Source organism: Flavonifractor sp. DFI.6.63 (genome assembly GCF_024462255.1).
GTDB lineage: Bacteria > Bacillota > Clostridia > Oscillospirales > Oscillospiraceae > Lawsonibacter_A > Lawsonibacter_A hominis.
Window position 1 is genome coordinate 37,318 of sequence record NZ_JANGBE010000016.1, and the last position, 15,855, is coordinate 53,172.

16 protein-coding genes and 1 pseudogene are annotated in these 15,855 nt (G+C 64.2%); 10 read left to right on the top strand and 7 right to left on the bottom strand.

The window, feature by feature from the left end:
* Positions 1–1,035: an ABC transporter substrate-binding protein gene (locus NE547_RS09945; RefSeq protein ID WP_256175738.1), complete on the bottom strand. Its 1,035-nt coding sequence runs from the start codon at positions 1,033–1,035 to the stop codon at positions 1–3.
* 280 nt (positions 1,036–1,315) lie between these two features.
* On the opposite strand from NE547_RS09945, the gene NE547_RS09950 reads away from it, so the two are divergent.
* The 4 genes from NE547_RS09950 to NE547_RS09965 are packed head-to-tail and all read left to right on the top strand — an operon-like array spanning position 1,316 to position 3,878.
* Positions 1,316–2,047 (top strand): WecB/TagA/CpsF family glycosyltransferase, encoded by a 732-nt coding sequence (locus NE547_RS09950; RefSeq protein WP_186908651.1) that lies wholly within the window; start codon positions 1,316–1,318, stop codon positions 2,045–2,047.
* Positions 2,044–2,715, top strand: a complete 672-nt coding sequence (locus tag NE547_RS09955) for a thymidylate kinase (RefSeq protein ID WP_186908650.1) — start codon at positions 2,044–2,046, stop codon at positions 2,713–2,715. The genes NE547_RS09950 and NE547_RS09955 overlap by 4 nt, the downstream gene beginning before the upstream one ends.
* Before the next feature lie 10 nt (positions 2,716–2,725).
* On the top strand, positions 2,726–3,268 hold the full coding sequence (locus NE547_RS09960) for a DJ-1 family glyoxalase III (protein ID WP_186908649.1): 543 nt from the start codon (positions 2,726–2,728) through the stop codon (positions 3,266–3,268).
* Entirely contained in the window at positions 3,249–3,878 is a 630-nt protein-coding gene (locus NE547_RS09965; protein WP_186908648.1) for a 5-formyltetrahydrofolate cyclo-ligase, read from the top strand. Before NE547_RS09960 ends, NE547_RS09965 begins: the two co-directional genes overlap by 20 nt.
* A 6-nt stretch (positions 3,879–3,884) precedes the next feature.
* Here NE547_RS09965 and NE547_RS09970 read toward each other — a convergent pair whose 3' ends face one another.
* Positions 3,885–4,061: a hypothetical protein gene (locus tag NE547_RS09970; protein ID WP_256175741.1), complete on the bottom strand. Its 177-nt coding sequence runs from the start codon at positions 4,059–4,061 to the stop codon at positions 3,885–3,887.
* A 136-nt stretch (positions 4,062–4,197) separates the two neighbouring features.
* Here NE547_RS09970 and mltG point away from each other — a divergent pair, with 136 nt between their 5' ends.
* Genes mltG through NE547_RS09985 form a run of 3 tightly spaced genes read left to right on the top strand, consistent with a single transcriptional unit; the run spans position 4,198 to position 7,746 of the window.
* Positions 4,198–5,421, top strand: coding sequence for an endolytic transglycosylase MltG (mltG, locus tag NE547_RS09975; protein WP_256175743.1), 1,224 nt, complete (start codon positions 4,198–4,200; stop codon positions 5,419–5,421).
* On the top strand, positions 5,414–6,628 hold the full coding sequence (locus NE547_RS09980) for a U32 family peptidase (RefSeq protein WP_186908645.1): 1,215 nt from the start codon (positions 5,414–5,416) through the stop codon (positions 6,626–6,628). The genes mltG and NE547_RS09980 overlap by 8 nt, the downstream gene beginning before the upstream one ends.
* Entirely contained in the window at positions 6,625–7,746 is a 1,122-nt protein-coding gene (locus tag NE547_RS09985) for an acyltransferase (protein ID WP_256175745.1), read from the top strand. The genes NE547_RS09980 and NE547_RS09985 overlap by 4 nt, the downstream gene beginning before the upstream one ends.
* A gap of 43 nt (positions 7,747–7,789) precedes the next feature.
* On the opposite strand, the pseudogene NE547_RS09990 reads toward NE547_RS09985, so the two are convergent.
* Positions 7,790–8,118: pseudogene (locus NE547_RS09990) on the bottom strand (winged helix-turn-helix transcriptional regulator).
* An 85-nt stretch (positions 8,119–8,203) separates the two neighbouring features.
* Between NE547_RS09990 and NE547_RS09995 the strand changes: the two are divergent.
* A complete protein-coding gene (locus tag NE547_RS09995) occupies positions 8,204–8,791 on the top strand; it encodes a uridine kinase (protein ID WP_256175776.1) in 588 nt (195 codons plus the stop codon).
* Between the two features lie 267 nt (positions 8,792–9,058).
* On the opposite strand, the gene guaB is transcribed toward NE547_RS09995, so the two are convergent.
* From guaB to NE547_RS10010, 3 genes are all read right to left on the bottom strand, one after another.
* Positions 9,059–10,534 (bottom strand): IMP dehydrogenase, encoded by a 1,476-nt coding sequence (guaB, locus tag NE547_RS10000; protein ID WP_256175747.1) that lies wholly within the window; start codon positions 10,532–10,534, stop codon positions 9,059–9,061.
* A gap of 63 nt (positions 10,535–10,597) precedes the next feature.
* Positions 10,598–11,347, bottom strand: a complete 750-nt coding sequence (locus NE547_RS10005; protein ID WP_186908642.1) for an acyl-[acyl-carrier-protein] thioesterase — start codon at positions 11,345–11,347, stop codon at positions 10,598–10,600.
* Positions 11,334–11,963: a hypothetical protein gene (locus tag NE547_RS10010; RefSeq protein ID WP_186908641.1), complete on the bottom strand. Its 630-nt coding sequence runs from the start codon at positions 11,961–11,963 to the stop codon at positions 11,334–11,336. Before NE547_RS10010 ends, NE547_RS10005 begins: the two co-directional genes overlap by 14 nt.
* Positions 11,964–12,283: 320 nt before the next feature.
* On the opposite strand from NE547_RS10010, the gene spoVAD reads away from it, so the two are divergent.
* Positions 12,284–13,297: a stage V sporulation protein AD gene (gene spoVAD / locus NE547_RS10015; protein ID WP_186908640.1), complete on the top strand. Its 1,014-nt coding sequence runs from the start codon at positions 12,284–12,286 to the stop codon at positions 13,295–13,297.
* Positions 13,298–13,371: 74 nt separating this feature from the next.
* On the top strand, positions 13,372–13,740 hold the full coding sequence (spoVAE, locus tag NE547_RS10020) for a stage V sporulation protein AE (protein ID WP_186908665.1): 369 nt from the start codon (positions 13,372–13,374) through the stop codon (positions 13,738–13,740).
* Positions 13,741–13,931: 191 nt separating this feature from the next.
* Here spoVAE and NE547_RS10025 read toward each other — a convergent pair whose 3' ends face one another.
* Positions 13,932–15,851, bottom strand: coding sequence for a 5'-nucleotidase C-terminal domain-containing protein (locus tag NE547_RS10025; RefSeq protein WP_256175750.1), 1,920 nt, complete (start codon positions 15,849–15,851; stop codon positions 13,932–13,934).
* Positions 15,852–15,855 lie beyond the last annotated feature (4 nt).

The window sequence follows — 15,855 nt, forward strand, 5'->3', positions numbered from 1 at the left end:
TTATCCGGCGCTGATCGCCTGGTAGCCGTCGGGAGGTGTAATTCCCAGATCGGCGCAGGTGGTCTCGTTGTACTTCTTGGTAAAGTTGGGCGCATACTCAATGGGCATTTCGGACACGTCGGCCTCGCCCGTGAGGATCTTGACGGCCATCTTTCCGGTTGCGACGCCCAGGTCATAGTAGCTGATGGACAGGGTCGCCACACCGCAGCCGGCGCAGATGCCCTCCTCGCCCGCGAAGACCGGTACCTTACCGTGGCAGATATTGTCCACGATGCCGGTGTTGTTGGCCACGGTGTTATCGGTGGGGACATAAAGCACGTCGCTGTTATCGGCGGCGTTCTGGGTGACGGAAGCCATGTCGTTGGTGTCGGAGAAGGGATACTGGGTGCAGGTGTAGCCAAAGCTCTCCAGAGCCTTCTGGACCTCGTCCACCTGATACTGGCTGTTGGGCTCGGCGGAGCAGTAAAGCAGGCCTACGGTCTGGGCGTCCGGATACCACTCCTGGATCATAGCGGCCTGCTGATCCAGGGGAGCCAGATCGGAGGTGCCGGAGACGTTGGTGCCCACGGTGCCGGTAAAGCCGTCGATGCCCAGGGCCACGCCGTACTCCGTGACCGAGGTGCCCAGCACGGGGATGTCTCCGGTAGCGGATGCCGCCGCCTGAAGCGCAGGGGTGGCGTTTGCCATAATCAGGTCCACGTCGGCGGAGACAAAGCCGTTGACGATGGTGGCGCAGGTGGGGCTGTCACCGGCGGCGTTCTGCAGGTCAAACTTCACCTGACCGGGCAGCGCCTCGTTGATGGCGTCCATAAAGCCCTCGGTAGCGGCGTCCAGCGCCACATGAGGAGCCAGTTGGCAGATGCCTACGGTATAGACGGTCTCTCCAGCGGGAGCCGCGGTCTCGGGGGCCGGCGTCCCCGGTGCGGAGGTCTCCGGCGCGGGTGTGGACGCGGTTCCGCTGCCGCCGCAGGCGGCCAGACTCAGGGCCAGGACACCGCTCAGAGCGAGAGCGGTCAGCTTAGACAAGTTTTTCATTTCATTTTCCTCCATTTTGTGCACAGTGTATGCTTTAGCGCTTTTTGCTGCTAAAGCAACAAGCTGCAAAAAAAGTGCCTCACGGCTTGTATTGCGTTTATTATAATGACCTGTTCCCAAAATGTCAACGATAAAATCCCGTAAACTTTATAGAATCTTCATGTTTCCCCTCGTCCCTTCGCGGGGTTTCCTCATGGACTTTTCCTGCTATCTATGATAAAATGGCATGAAATTATAGGTTCCATACTGGAATGATCTGCTGATGGGGAGGCATATTTCCTTGCGCACTGACATATTGGGCGTCGGGTTTGACGACCTGACGCTGGACGAGGCGGCCCGCGCCGGGGCCGCGCTGGTGGAGCGCGGCGGCTTTCATTACGCTGTGACCCCGAACCCGGAATTCCTGCTGGAGGCCCGAACGAACGCGGCGTTCCGCCAGACGCTGCTGGATGCCGATCTGGTGCTGGCCGACGGCATCGGCGTGATCTATTCGGCCAAGATCCTGGGCCGCCCGCTGAAGGGCAAGGTGACCGGGATCGATTTTGCCCAGCGCCTGCTGCGCTGGATGGCTGCGCAGGGCAAGCGCCTGTTCCTTCTGGGCGCAAAGCCCGGCGTGGCCGAGCTGGCCGCCGCCCATTTGAAGGACGCCTACCCGGGACTGATCGTTTGCGGCACCCGCGACGGCTACTTTACCCAGGACGCTCCCGTGGTGGAGGACATCCGTGCCTGCGCCGCCGACGTATGCTTCGTCTGCCTCGGCGCGCCTAAGCAGGAGCTTTGGATGGCAAAAAACGGCCCTGAGACCGGGTGCAGCCTGATGGTCGGCCTGGGCGGCGCCCTGGACGTGTTCGCCGGAGTGGTGGAACGGGCCCCCGAGGCCTATCAAAAGCTGGGCCTGGAGTGGCTCCACCGCCTGATCAAAGAGCCGCGGCGCTTCGGCCGCATGGCAAAGCTGCCCCTGGTGCTTCTTTACGCGCTGGGCGCGCGGAGGAAAGGAGGCGGCGGCCGGTGAGCGGAACGCTGATTGTCCTGGAGGGCACCGACGGCTCCGGAAAGTCCACCCAGTTTTCCCTGCTGTGCAGGACCCTGGAGCAGGCGCAGCGCCCCTTCCAGCGGCTGATTTTTCCCCAATACCAGCAGCCCTCCTCCGCGCTGATCCGCATGTATCTGGGAGGCGAATTCGGCCGCCGCCCCTCGGATGTGAATCCCTACGCGGCCTCCGCCTTTTATGCGGTGGACCGCTATGCTTCCTGGAAAAAGGTGTGGGGCGAGTATTATACCGGCGGCGGGCTGGTGCTCTCCGACCGGTATACCACCTCCAACGCGGTCCATCAGGCCTGCAAGCTGCCCGAACCGGAGTGGGAGGGCTTTTTCCAGTGGCTTTACGACTTCGAGCATGCCAAGCTGGGACTTCCCCGGCCTGATCTGGTGGTCTATCTGGACATGCCGACCGAGCGCTCCATCGCGCTGCTGCGGGCCCGGGAGCAGGCCACCCACACCCAGGGCGATATCCACGAGGTGGACGCCGGTTATCTCGCACTGTGCCGCAAAACCGCCCTGCGGGCGGCGGAGTGTCTGGGCTGGCGGACGGTCGCCTGTGTGGATGCCGCCGGCGCTCTGCGTCCGGCGGAGGAGATCCACCGGGATATTTTAGCGCTGATCCAGCCGATTCTTCCGTGAGGTGAGAGCTATGGTAACGATTTTATTGGGCGACGGCTTTGAGGAGGCCGAGGCGCTGGTGCCCGCCGATCTGCTGCGCCGGGCCGGCGTGGACGTAACGCTGGTCGGTCTGGACGGCCTTCGGGTCACCGGCGGTCACGGCATCACGGTCTGCGCCGACCGTTCCCTGGAGGAGCTGGACCCCGACGGGGTGGAGATGCTGGTGCTTCCCGGCGGTATGGGCGGCGTGGAGTCCATCCAGATGAATCTGTTCGCTCTTGCCCTGATCCAGCGCTGCCGGGATCACGGCTGTTGGCTGGCGGCCATCTGTGCCGCGCCCACCATTCTGGCCCATCTGGGCATTCTGGACCGCCGCCGGGCGGTGTGCTACCCCGGCATGGAGGAGGAGATGGGCTCCGCCGTGGTACAGAAGGGCGCCCGGGTCGTGGCGGACGGACGCATCATCACCGGCGAGGCCGCCGGTTCCGCCTTTGATTTTGGCCTGGCGCTGGTGGAGGCGCTCAGGGGAGCCGAGGCCGCCCGCCGGGTACGCCATGAAGTCCATTACCGCTGACAAAGCCGCCCTGCGGCGTCAGGTCCGCGCATATGGGAGGGCGCTCTCCCCGGAGGCGCGGCGCGCCAGCGACGACGCGCTTCTGTCCCGGTTTCTCTCCCTGCCCCAGGTGGCGGCGGCGGATACGCTGCTGCTCTACCACGGTATGGGCGCCGAGCCGGACACCGCCCGGCTGATCCCGCCGCTGCTGGAGCTGGGAAAGCGTCTCGCCCTGCCCCGGTGCCTGCCGGAGCGGCGCCTGGAGGCCCGCCTGATCCGGGCGGATACCGTTTTGATTCCCCACGCCTTTGGAATGCTGGAGCCGGGAGAGGACTGTCCGGCGGTCGATGCGGGAAGGATAACGCTGGCCCTCATCCCCGGTCTGGCGTTTGACCGCTCCGGGGGGCGCCTCGGCCAGGGCGGCGGTTATTATGACCGCTGGCTGCCCGGCTTCGGCGGGATACGGGTCGCTCTGTGCCGCGGGGCCCTGCTCTTTGACGCGCTGCCCCGCCAAGCGCACGACGCGCTTGTCCACCTGGTGGTAACCGAGGACGGCCTCTACGGCCCGTCCGCCCCGGACGCGGCGAAAGCGGGGCCTGCCGGCCCCGCCTCCGCACGGTCACTTAGGTAGTCTGCCTCAGCAGCAGCCGCAGCCGTCGTTGCACCCGCAGCCGCAGTTGTTGTTGCAGCCGCACCCGCAGCCGCCCCAGCTTCCGCCGCCGCAGCAGCAGCAGATGATGATGATGATCAGGATGATCCACAGACAGCCGCCGCCGCCCCAGCCATTGTTACCACAGCACATGCTTTGTTTCACCTCACTTGCTTCATCTGGCTCATACTATGTGGACCGGGTTGGTGTGGTTCCAGCGGACAGGATTCTTTTTTCCATTTGCGGGAATGGGCGTCTGATTTCCCCTGCCCCGTGCAGTTTCAGTTAGGAGTGTAAGCAAATGTCACAGGAAGAAAATCGCTACCAGCCCCGCCGCGCGGCGCCTGCTCATGCGCAAAGCCGCGGTGAGGAGCCCGGCCAGCGCCCCGTCAAGCGCCGCCGCAGACGCCGCCGCATGGGCGCGCTGGGCGCACTGATCTATGTCGCCTTTGTGCTGGGCATTTCCGCCCTGCTGGCCGGCCTGGGCTGGACCTGGGCCTGCGACCTGCTGGCTCTGAACAAGCAGGAGCATACCGCCGTGATCACCCTGCCGGAGGAGATCTTTACCCAGGAGGAGCGGAAGATGGAGCGGACCGCCGCCGACGGCACGAGCGAGACCGTCACCGAAACGATCTCGGTGGCCGACATGGACTACGTGGCCGATCTGCTTTCGGAGAATGGTCTGATCGAATACAAGTTCGTCTTCAAGACCTTTGCCTCCCTGACCCACGCCAAATACAAGCTCTCTTCCGGGACCTATGAGCTGAGCACCGATATGGACTACCGCGCGCTGATCACCAGCATGGGCAGCAGCTCGGGCAGCCGGATGGTGGCCACCGTCACCATCCCGGAGGGCATGACGCAGGCGCAGATCTTCGCGCTGCTGGAGGCCAAAGGGGTCTCCACCGCGGACAAGCTGGAAGAGACCGCCGCCAACTATGATTTCAAGTTCTCCTTCCTCAAGGGCGTGCTCCCCCTGGGAGACGCCAAGCGCCTGGAGGGGTATCTGTTCCCCGACACTTACGAGTTCTATATGGGCGAGGACCCGGTCAGCGTGCTCAACAAGATGATCCTGCGCTTTGACCAGATCTTTACCGAGGAGATGCGTCAGGCCATGACCGACCAGGGCATGAGCATCAACGACGCCGTCATCATCGCCTCGATGATCGAGAAGGAGACCGACGGCTCGGATCAGCGCAGGATCTCCTCCGTCATCTATAACCGCCTGACCAATACCAGCGCCACCAACGGCCTGCTGAACATCGACGCCACCATCCTATACGCCACCGGCGGCACCGTGGTGGACACCAGCGCCGACACCCCGTACAACACCTACCGGCACGCCGGATTGCCCCCCACGGCCATCGCCAACCCCGGTGCGGACGCTCTGCGCGCCGCGGTCAATCCCGAGTCCACCAGCTATTACTACTACGCTCTGGGCGATGACGGGGTCCACCACTTCTTCAAGACCCACCAGGAACAGCTCAGCTTCATTGCGACCCAGGAGCGGTACCGCAATGGATAAGCGCGTGGAACTCCTCTCCCCCGCGGGGGATATGGAGCGGCTGCGCATGTCCCTGGCCTACGGGGCCGACGCGGTCTATCTGGCCGGACTGGACTTCGGCATGCGCTCCTTTGCCGGAAACTTCACCCCGGACGAGCTGCGCCAGGCGGTGTCGCTCTGCCACCGGCGGGGCGTGGCCGTCCATGTGACGTGCAACACCATGCCCCGCAACGACGAGATCCGCCGTCTGCCGGAATGGATGGAATACCTCCAGGACCTGGGGGTGGACGCCGTCATCCTAGCCGACGTGGGGGTGCTCTCCCTGCTGAAGCGCTATGCCCCTGCCGTGAAGGCCCACATCTCCACCCAGGCCAGCGTGTCCAACTACGAGGCCGCCCGGGCTTGGCATGAGCTTGGCGCAGGCCGGGTGATCCTGGCCCGTGAGCTCTCCCTGGACGAGATCGCGCTTATCCGCGCCAAAGCCCCAAACGCATTGGAGCTGGAGGCTTTCATCCACGGGGCCATGTGCGTGAGCTACTCGGGGCGGTGCCTGCTCTCCAATTATATGACGGGCCGAGACGCCAACCGCGGCGCGTGCGCCCAGCCCTGCCGCTACCATTACGCCCTGGTGGAGGAGCAGCGCCCCGGCGAATATTTCCCCATCGGGGAGGACGAGGGCGGCGCGTATATTCTCAATTCCCGTGATATGTGCATGATCGACCACATTCCGGAACTGCTCGGGGCTGGTCTGAACTCCCTGAAGATCGAGGGGCGGGCCAAAAGCGCCTACTACGCGGGCATTGTGACCGGGGCCTATCGCCACGCCGTCGACGCCGCCGCAGCCGGCAAGCCCCTGGAGCGCGTCTGGCGGGACGAAGTGGAAAAGGTCAGCCACCGGCCCTATTCCACCGGCTTCTATTTCGGCGCGCCGGGGCAGCACACGGAAAGCGCCCGGTATGTCCGGGACTGGCAGGTGATGGCCGTGGTGACCTCCTGCACCCCCGACGGGACCGCCCTTTGCTCCCTGCGCAATAAGTTTTCCGCCGGAGACGAGCTGGAGCTGGTCGGCCCGGGTGTGGCTCCGGTGGCCTTTCGGGCGCAGGAACTTACCGACGGCGACGGTCTTCCCATCGACCAGGCCCGCAAGCCGCAGATGGCCCTGCACCTCAAGCTGCCCGTCCAGGCCCCTCCGCTGTCCGTACTGCGGAGAAAGGCGGTGGGCTTATGACCCCCTCTCCCCGGTCCCGCCGCTGGGATTACGACCTGCTGCGCGTCGGCTCCATGGTGGGGGTGGTCTACCTCCACTGCGCGGCAGCGGCGCTGCGCTCCGCTTCCGGGGCGGTGTGGCACTTCGCCAATCTGGCCTCTTCCCTGGCTACCGCGGCGGTCCCGCTGTTCTTTATGCTCTCGGGCGCCCTGCTCCTGTCCCAGGAGGGGACGGCGGATCTGTCCGCCCTGTTTGGCCGCCGCCTGCCGAAGGTACTGCTGCCCCTGGCGGCCTGGTCGGCTCTCGTGGTTCTGCTCACGCTGCTGCGGGCCGGTCCGGCGGCTGCTCTGGAGCAGCTCTCCGCGCTGCCCAATACCCCCGCCATGGTCCCATACTGGTTTTTATATGCCCTGATCCCGGTCTATCTGCTCTCGCCCTTTTTGAAAAAAATGGCCGACGGCCTGACCGATGCCCACTGGAACTATCTGGTGCTGCTTTGGCTGGTTCTGACCATCGGTGTGAATACGGTGCGGGATTTTCTGCCCCTGGAGAGCGCCTGGCGCACCGTTTTTACCGTCCACTGGACCCTGAATGTAAACCTGATCGGCGGCTATCTGGGCTACTTTCTGCTGGGAGCCCGGCTGGCCCGGCTCAGGCGCCTGCCCTCCCGGCGGGTCCTGTGGCTGGTTTCGCTGGCGTGCGTCCTCATCATCGCCGGGGGCACCTGGTGGCTGCGCCGGAGCACCGGCGCCTATGACGAAAGCTTCAAGAGCTATCTGCACGTGTTTACCGCGCTGCTCTCCGGAGCCGTTTTCCTGCTGGCGCGCTCTTACGGGGAAGCACGGCGCTCCGGACGGCTCCTGACCTTCTGTTCCGGTCTGTCCTTCGGAATCTATCTGGCCCACCCCTTGGCCATCTCCTTCTGGGAGAGGCTGTGGCCGGGGTGGATGGGCAGCACGTTCGCCGGTATGGGCGCTCACCTGCTCTTCTTTGCCGCCGTACTGCTGAGCTGTTTCGCGGGCGTATTGCTTGCCGCCTCGCTGCCCGGCGTATGCTTTCTGCTCACCGGCCAGAGCTTCCGGACTGCCTGCCGGGAATGCAATCTGCCGTCCCTGATAAAAACGCGCGGACCGAATTGAACCGGTCCGCGCGTCTGTATTTTGTGGACCTGGAAGGGCCTGTTCAGATGCGGCCGCCTTCCGCCTTTTGACAGGCATCGCCCCATGCCTGCATGGCATCCAAAACGGGCCTGAGGCTGTAGCCCGGCTCTGTCAGCGTATATTCCACCCGGGGCGGCGCCTGGGCATACACGGCGCGCGTCAGAAGTCCGCTGGCCTCTATCTGCCTCAGCTGAGCGGTCAGCACCTTCTGAGTCACGTGGCCGGCGGAGTTTTCAGCTCCCCAAACCGCCGCGTCCCATCCAGCAGGTCCCGCAGTAGGAGCCCCTTCCACTTGCCGCTGACGAGGGTCAGCCACCAAGCGGCGGCGGATGACCGCGTGCGGCGGGACATCCCGAAAAGCGCTTTGCTCCCGGGAAAGGAATGTGCTATAATAATGCCTGCGGAAAAAGGATCTCATCACGAGAGGGGTTTGAACGTGCAGGAGACCGACCGGCTGCTGGAGCAGCTTTTGAAGAAGCTGGCCCCCTTGTCCCAGGCGGACGGGCCGGTACTGGCGGCCATCGATGGCCGCTGCGGCAGCGGCAAAAGCCGGCTGGCCGGGCAGGCGGCGGCGGTACTGGGCTGTTCCCTGTTCCACATGGATGACTTTTTTCTCCCCCCCGCCCTGCGCACGCCGGAGCGTCTGGCACAGCCCGGCGGCAACATCCACTATGAGCGGGTGGCGGCGGAGCTCCTCGTTCCCTGGTCGGCAGGAAAACCGGTCTGCTTTCGCCCCTTCGACTGCCATAGCGGCGGTTTCGGTCCGCCGGTACAGGCGGCGCATACCGGACTGGCTCTCGTGGAAGGCAGCTATGCCCTCCACCCGGAGCTGTACCGATACTACCACACGCGCATCTTTTTGACCTGTTCTCCCGCTGTCCAGCGCCAGCGGCTGCTGGAGCGCGAGGGGACAGCGGGGCTTGCGCGCTTCCAGGCGCGTTGGATCCCGCTGGAAGAGGCCTACTTCCAGACCTTCCGCCTGCCGGAGCGCTGCGACCTGGTGCTGGACACCGGCCGCAGCTGACAACAGCCCCCGCCGGGAAACCCGGCGGGGGCTGTTGCCATCGTCGCCTGCTGCAAATCAAGCGCTTCGCTGGAAGCGCCCCGCGCCGCTTACTGCGGATTGAGGGTGTAGTCGGGCGCGCCCCAATGGATGATTCCATCCATTGGGGACCCCTCCCAGTTCATCTGCCGGGCGAAGTGAATCCGCCCGGCAGCAAGCTTTTCTTCAAAACCTTGCACGCGCTCCGCGCGGCCCCGCTTCCGCGGGGCTGGAAGCGCCCCGCGCCGCTTACTGCGGATTGAGGGTATAGTTGGGCGCTTCCTTGGTGATATAGATGTCGTGGGGATGGCTCTCCCGCAGACCGGCGGAGGTGATCTGCATGAACTGTGCCTTGCTCTGCAGCTCCGCCACATTGTGGCAGCCGGTGTAGCCCATACCCGCCCGCAGGCCGCCCATGAGCTGGTAAATGGTCTCCCCGGTCAGGCCCTTGTAAGGCACACGGCCCTCGACGCCTTCTGGGACCAGTTTCTTGTTGTTCTCCTGGAAATAGCGGTCCTTGGAACCCTTGGCCATAGCGCCCAGGCTGCCCATGCCGCGGTAGACCTTGAACTGGCGGCCCTGATACACCTCGGTTTCGCCGGGGGATTCCTCACAGCCCGCCAGCAGCGAGCCCAGCATGACCACGTTGGCGCCCGCGGCCAGAGCCTTGGCGATGTCGCCGGAATACTTGACGCCGCCGTCGGCGATGATGGGCACTCCGTACTCCGCCGCCACACGGGCCGCATCGTACACGGCGGTGATTTGAGGCACGCCGATACCGGCCACCACACGGGTGGTACAGATGGAGCCGGGGCCGATGCCGATCTTCACGCAGTCCGCGCCCGCCTCAATGAGGGCGCGGGTACCCTCTGCGGTGGCCACGTTGCCCGCGATCAGCTGCACGTCGGGATAGAGCGCCTTGATGCGGCGCACACACTCCAGGATATTATGGGAATGGCCGTGGGCGGAGTCCAGCGCCAGCACGTCGGCCCCCGCTTCCACCAGAGCGGCCACCCGGTCCAGCACGTCGGAGGTAACGCCGATGGCGGCGCCCACCAACAGGCGTCCTTTGTCGTCGCGGGCGGAATTGGGGTAGACCTGGGCCTTTTCAATGTCCTTGATGGTGATCAGGCCCTTGAGATGGAACTCATCGTCCACAATGGGGAGCTTTTCCACCTTGTGGCGCCGGAGGATCTCCTTGGCCTCCTCCAGCGTGGTGCCCTCCTTTGCGGTGACCAGGTTGTCCTTAGTCATCACGTTATCGATCAGCTTGCTCATATCGGTCTCGAACTTCATATCCCGGTTGGTGATGATGCCGATGAGCTTTCCGTTGTCGCAGATGGGTACGCCGGAGATCTTATACTTGGCGCACAGCTCATCCGCCTCGGCCAGCGTATGGCCGGGGGCCAGCCAGAAGGGGTTTGTGATGACGCCGTTCTCACTGCGCTTGACCATATCCACCTGCTCGGCCTGTGCCCCGATGGACATGTTCTTGTGGATGACGCCGATACCCCCTTCCCGGGCGATGGCGATGGCCATGCGGTACTCGGTAACGGTATCCATGGCGGCGCTCATCAGAGGGATGTTCAGGCGGATCTTTTTGGTAAGCTGGGTGTGCAGGTCAATGTCCGCGGGAAGCACATCGCTCTCCGCCGGGATCAGCAGCACGTCGTCAAAGGTGAGACCCTGCTTGGTAAACTTCTGGCGCTCGTCGGTGTTGACCATAGTACATCTCCTTGTCTCTCTAACCATAAATTTTTCCTATTTTATGCCCTCGCCTCTGGATTGTCAAGGGGCTTTTCCGGCTAAATCGGATAATGTGAGCATGGCGTCAAACCGGGTCTTCCCCGCGCCGTCCGCGCCATGGACGTACTGTGCGCCGCCGTCGCTGCCGGTCGTAAGGTCCACGGTCTCCCCCACCCGGCACTCGGCCTGATAGCCCACCTGAAGGGACGAGACAAAACGCTCCGCACCCATACGCTCCAGATGGAGCGCGTCGCAGACAATGTCGGCATAGCGCACGTTATTCACGTGGCCGTTCACGTCCAGGTCGCTGTAGCGGAAGCTGCGCGTGCCGGCGCATGTCATATCCGGCGGCATGCGGACCTTGTTCAGCAGTCTGGTCTTGCACAGCGCGCCCCCGTCCGTGCCCTGGAATTCCTCGATGCCGGCCATGCGCACCAGCTTATGGGTCTGTGCGTTGGCCAGCACCCAGAGGGAGACCGCCTCTCCCACCGGCGCGTCGTTGACAAACAAATCGAAGTCGCGGTAAGAGGAGGCCCCCCTGCCGCCCCGGTGCCAGGTGCGGATGCGCAGACGCTCCCCCCACTTCAACGGCTCGTCCAGCCGGTACCATACCCGGGCCAGCATCCAGAACGCGTTATATTTATCCAGCATCTCATCCCGGGAGGCATGAAGGGCGCACGCGGCCGCCGTGGCTGCCTCCTGCAAAAATCCCAGTACGCCGGAGGGCCGGCAGTTGTACCAGGGATCGGTCTCCCGCGAGTCCACCCGGTATTCCCGCTCATAGACCGTCATGTCCCGCCCCCTCTCTGCCATGGATGAGCAGCGTATATTTGCAGCAGATATCCTCGATATCGCTGGCGGTCGCGGCCGGAATCCGCATCGCCCCGCCGCAGTCGGCGCACTTCAGGTCCACCGAGCTGTAATTGACCTGAAGGTTCCAGCGGTGGGAACCGCAGGTGCAGGAGATGCCGTCCCGCTGGGCAATGTCCCGGATCTCTGAGAGCACCTCGTGCATCACAAGCTCATCCAGAAAAGCGCCCTTGGCGCCGGCTTCGGCTTCCAGCTTGTCCACCGCTTCCTCCAGCCGCCCCACGGCGGCGAAGACGGCGTCCTCCTCGCCCACATAGCAGCAGTCCAGGCCCGAGCGTGCACAGGAGAAGGCCAGCAGATGCTCGTGCAGAAAGGCGCGCTGGGAGCAGGAGACGCTGTGGTCCGTGCCGCAGAACAGGCAGGGCACCTGCAGATGGGCCCGATCCCCGGCCAGCTCCACCTTCAGGGCCGATTTTCCGCAGGGACAGGGCAGCTCGCTGCCCGCCGCGGCCAGCTGGAACGCGGTGCGCTCGATCACCACGCTCTGACGGCATTCCGGACAAATATAGGCCAGGGTGCGCTTGGCTTGTTCCACCATGGGCTCTCCTCCAACTTTAAATTTGCCGCAGCCTTGCGTCCTCTCCCTGCATCCGGGCAAGCCGCCCGCCGTAGGCAGCGGACACGCGGAGCAAACCCAAACACCTTGACGTCCAAAGCATCCCCTGGGATTGGGATCGATCCCGGCGTCCGGTCTCAAAAAGCCGGCTGCGCATATGCGTTGCTTCTTGTCCACTGAGGGTATTATAGCTCAAAACCCGGTATTTGACCAGCATGTCCGCCCACAAAATACATCCTCATATTTTTCGGGCTTTTCGTTCAAAATAGCATCATCTATTTCTGCGGGAGGACGGATCGATTATGATCACAAAAAAACTGGGCGCTCAGACGATCGCCTTTGCCGCGCCCCCCTCCATCGCCGGGCACGCCAACGTCGTGGGCAAAAAGGAGGGGGACGGTCCCCTGGCCGGCAGCTTCGATCTCATCAATCAGGACGACAGCTTTGGCGAAAAAAGCTGGGAGAAGGCAGAGAGCGCCATGCAGAAGCTGGCTCTGTCCGCCGCGCTGGACAAGGCCAAGCAAAGCGTCAGCGTATTAGACTATATCTTTGCCGGGGACCTGCTGAATCAATGCATCGGCTCCGGCTTCGCCATGCGGGGACAGGACGCGCCCTTTCTGGGACTGTACGGGGCCTGCTCTACCATGGCGGAGAGCCTGTGTATGGCGTCGGCTATGCTGGACGGCGGCTTCGGGGAGTGGGCGGCGGCGCTGACCTCCTCCCACTTCTGCTCCGCCGAGCGGCAGTACCGCACCCCGCTGGAGTACGGCGGACAGCGCACCCCCACCGCCCAGTGGACGGTGACCGGCTCCGGCTGCATCATCCTGGCCCGGGACGGGAACGGCCCCTATGTGACCCACGCCACCATCGGAAAGATCGTGGACAAGGGCATCAAGGACGCCAACAACATGGGGGCGGCCATGGCTCCCGCGGCCTATGAGACCATCAAGGCCCACTTCCAGGACACGGGACGCAGGCCCTCTCAGTACGACCTGATCGTCACCGGAGACCTGGGCAAGCTGGGCAGCGAGATCCTGTTCGACCTGTTCCACAAGGACGGCATGGACCTGAACAACCTGACCGACTGCGGCACCCTGATCTACGATCTGGAGGGTCAGGACGTGCACTGCGGCGGCTCCGGCTGCGGCTGCTCCGCCGTGGTGCTCACCGGGCATCTGCTCAACGGTATGCGCGCCGGGCGCTGGAAAAACATTCTCTTCTGCGGCACGGGCGCTCTGCTCTCCCCCACCTCTACCCAGCAGGGCGAGAGCATCCCCTGCATCTGCCACGCCGCGGCCATCTCCTGCACAAAATAACACCACACCACAGCCGCGGGGCGGCCGGGAGACGGTCTCCCGCGCTCCCCGCCGGAATGAGAAAGGAATCCGTCATGGAACTCTTTTGGGAATACGTCCGCGCGTTCCTCTGCGGCGGGCTGCTCTGCCTCATCGGTCAAATTCTGATCGACAAGACCCCCCTTACCCCCGCCAAGATTCTGGTGACCTATGTGGTCTCCGGCGTCGTTCTGGGGGCGCTTGGCATCTATAAGTATATCGTGGCCTTCGGCGGCGCTGGAGCCACCGTGCCGTTGACCGGCTTTGGCTACCTGCTGGCCAAGGGCGTGGCCAAGGCGGTGGATGAAATGGGCATTCTGGGAGCCCTCACCGGCGGCGTTACCGCCGCCGCAGGCGGCATCACCGCCGCGATCTTCTTCGGCTATCTGGTCGCGCTCATCTTTAAGCCCAAATCCAAGTCGTAAAAAGGAGGCTGCCGGACAAGCGGCGAAGCCGTTTGTTCGGGAAAGCTGCGGCCTGTACGTGCGTGCACGTACAGGCCGGGATGTATGTTTCACGACGTACACGCCGCTGCGAAACAGGGATCGGACTTGATTCCCCCCGCTCCGGCGGAGGGGCGCTGCGAGGCTCTTTCGGCAAGCTGAGCGGCTGCTCCCTATCCCCGATAACGGCGGTAGCCGCTGCCCCCGCGGCAGCGCCTGCGGCGGCCCCGGGTCGCGATGCGGTAAACAAGAAAAACCACCAGACCGATTACGATCAAGGCGAGCAGCAGAACAAGCAGCGTGATCCGGTTTGGGTTCTTCAGCAAATGGACGGGGTTCCAGGAGGGCACGGACACCTTGCGCCCTTCCGGCGCGGCATAGCGGCGGTCCATCGTGCCCATGGACTGGAGGTAGGAGGCCAGGGCGTACCATTCCTTGACCTCCGAGCCGCCGGAAGTATGGATGATGTGCGCCTCCAGGTCGGTGATCTCGTTCCCCTGGGCGTCCTTGGGCGTAACGGTGAGGATGCCGAACGATTTTGCATTCACCGCCCCCAGCATCTGTCCGGAATAGAGTCCGGTGACCACCCGGTAAAGCCGCTCGTCCTCCAGCGCGGCCTCAGAGCCGTCGGGGAGCACCTGGGCGCACGCGGTGACCTTGTTGAAGATCAGCCGGCGCGGATTATAGGTCCAGCGCATGCCCGCCGGATAGAGCTGGGCGGCAGGCATGAGCGGGGTAACGGAAGCGTCCACCTCGAAGACGTCTTTCAGCTCCCGTCCGGTCAGCCATACGGACACCAGCGGGTAGCCCGGCGTACCGTCCGCTCCGGAGCCCAGCGACGAGACGTTGAACGCGTCCGAGGTGGTGATCTCTCCCGCAGCAAAGGAAGCCCGGACAACGCCTGCGGCCACCACTGCAAAGTCCACGGTCCTGTAGTCCTCCCCCTCCGCCTGTTCCACCGCGTAGACATAGGAATCCGCGATCAGGCTGCCCAGGGGGTCCTCCTGCTGCTGCTGCGCGAACCGGCGGATGGGCGTGAACGCGAAGGCGCTCTCACAGAGCACCTGATCAAAGCTCAGGCCGAAACCCGCCAGGTACCCCTCGTCCACCTTCTGCTGAAACCGGCGGGCCATCGCGGTCATGGCGGCGTCTTCTGTCACGGTCTCATCAATGGGGACCAGCCGGAAGTCCAGGGTATCCAGTCCTTCTCCGGTCTTCTCCACCGTCAGCACGCCCAGGTTCCGGGTGTACTCGCCGCAGGAGACGATCAGGGTATCGTTCACCCGGATGGGCTCCTGCGTGGCGGAGTGGGTATGTCCGGAGATGATCACGTCGATGCCGTCCACGGCTTTTGCCAGCTCGTAGTCCTCCCCTTTACCGTCCGTGGTCCCCGAGTGGGACAGGCACACGATATAGTCCGCCGCTTCCTGTGCCTGAATGGTCTCCACCACCCGCTGCGCGGCCTGCGCAAGCGGGGTGAATTCCATGCCGGACATGGGGGCGCATTCATCGGCGTCCACGCCCAGCAATCCAAAGACCGCAACGCGCACCCCGTCCCGTTCCAGCACTACATAGTCTCCGATGCCATAGTTCTCCCAGGCGGCGCGGGTCGCGCCGTCCCCCGCAGGGGGCTTGTAGTTGGCCTGGACGACGGCGGGCAGGCGGTCCCCGCTGTCCACCGCGGCGCCGAGCATCTCCGCCAGGCCGCGGGCGCGGTAGTCGAACTCGTGGTTGCCCAGGGTGGTCACGTCATATCCCATCTGTCCCAACGCCCGCAGTTCCGGGGCGTCGGTGGCGTAGATGGTCTGGAACAGGGAGCCCATGGAGAAATCTCCCGCGTCCAGGGTGACTACCGGGGTTTCCGCCGCGGCGCGCTCCTGCCGGAGCAGCGTGGCCAAGCGGGTATAGCCGCCGTATTCCCCGCCCTCTTCATCCGGGACGGGCAGAAAACGGTCGTGGGTGTCATGGGTGAACAGAATGGTCAGGGCGCCGGCGCCCTGATCCTCCGCCGCCGATGCCGGCGCCAGGACAGCGGCACAAAGCAGCAGGATCAGACACAAAGCGCCCCCCCCGCGGCGCAGAAGCTGTTTCACAGCG

What these genes read in the sequence shown, in the direction of transcription:
- mltG (WP_256175743.1), top strand. Translation starts at nt 4,198, where the DNA reads ATGTCACAGGAAGAAAATCGCTACCAGCCCCGCCGCGCGGCGCCTGCT.
- guaB (WP_256175747.1), bottom strand. Translation starts at nt 10,534, where the DNA reads ATGGTCAACACCGACGAGCGCCAGAAGTTTACCAAGCAGGGTCTCACC.
- NE547_RS09945 (WP_256175738.1), bottom strand. Translation starts at nt 1,035, where the DNA reads ATGAAAAACTTGTCTAAGCTGACCGCTCTCGCTCTGAGCGGTGTCCTG.
- spoVAD (WP_186908640.1), top strand. Translation starts at nt 12,284, where the DNA reads ATGATCACAAAAAAACTGGGCGCTCAGACGATCGCCTTTGCCGCGCCC.
- NE547_RS10005 (WP_186908642.1), bottom strand. Translation starts at nt 11,347, where the DNA reads ATGACGGTCTATGAGCGGGAATACCGGGTGGACTCGCGGGAGACCGAT.
- NE547_RS09965 (WP_186908648.1), top strand. Translation starts at nt 3,249, where the DNA reads ATGAAGTCCATTACCGCTGACAAAGCCGCCCTGCGGCGTCAGGTCCGC.
- NE547_RS09985 (WP_256175745.1), top strand. Translation starts at nt 6,625, where the DNA reads ATGACCCCCTCTCCCCGGTCCCGCCGCTGGGATTACGACCTGCTGCGC.
- NE547_RS09980 (WP_186908645.1), top strand. Translation starts at nt 5,414, where the DNA reads ATGGATAAGCGCGTGGAACTCCTCTCCCCCGCGGGGGATATGGAGCGG.
- NE547_RS10010 (WP_186908641.1), bottom strand. Translation starts at nt 11,963, where the DNA reads ATGGTGGAACAAGCCAAGCGCACCCTGGCCTATATTTGTCCGGAATGC.
- NE547_RS09960 (WP_186908649.1), top strand. Translation starts at nt 2,726, where the DNA reads ATGGTAACGATTTTATTGGGCGACGGCTTTGAGGAGGCCGAGGCGCTG.
- spoVAE (WP_186908665.1), top strand. Translation starts at nt 13,372, where the DNA reads ATGGAACTCTTTTGGGAATACGTCCGCGCGTTCCTCTGCGGCGGGCTG.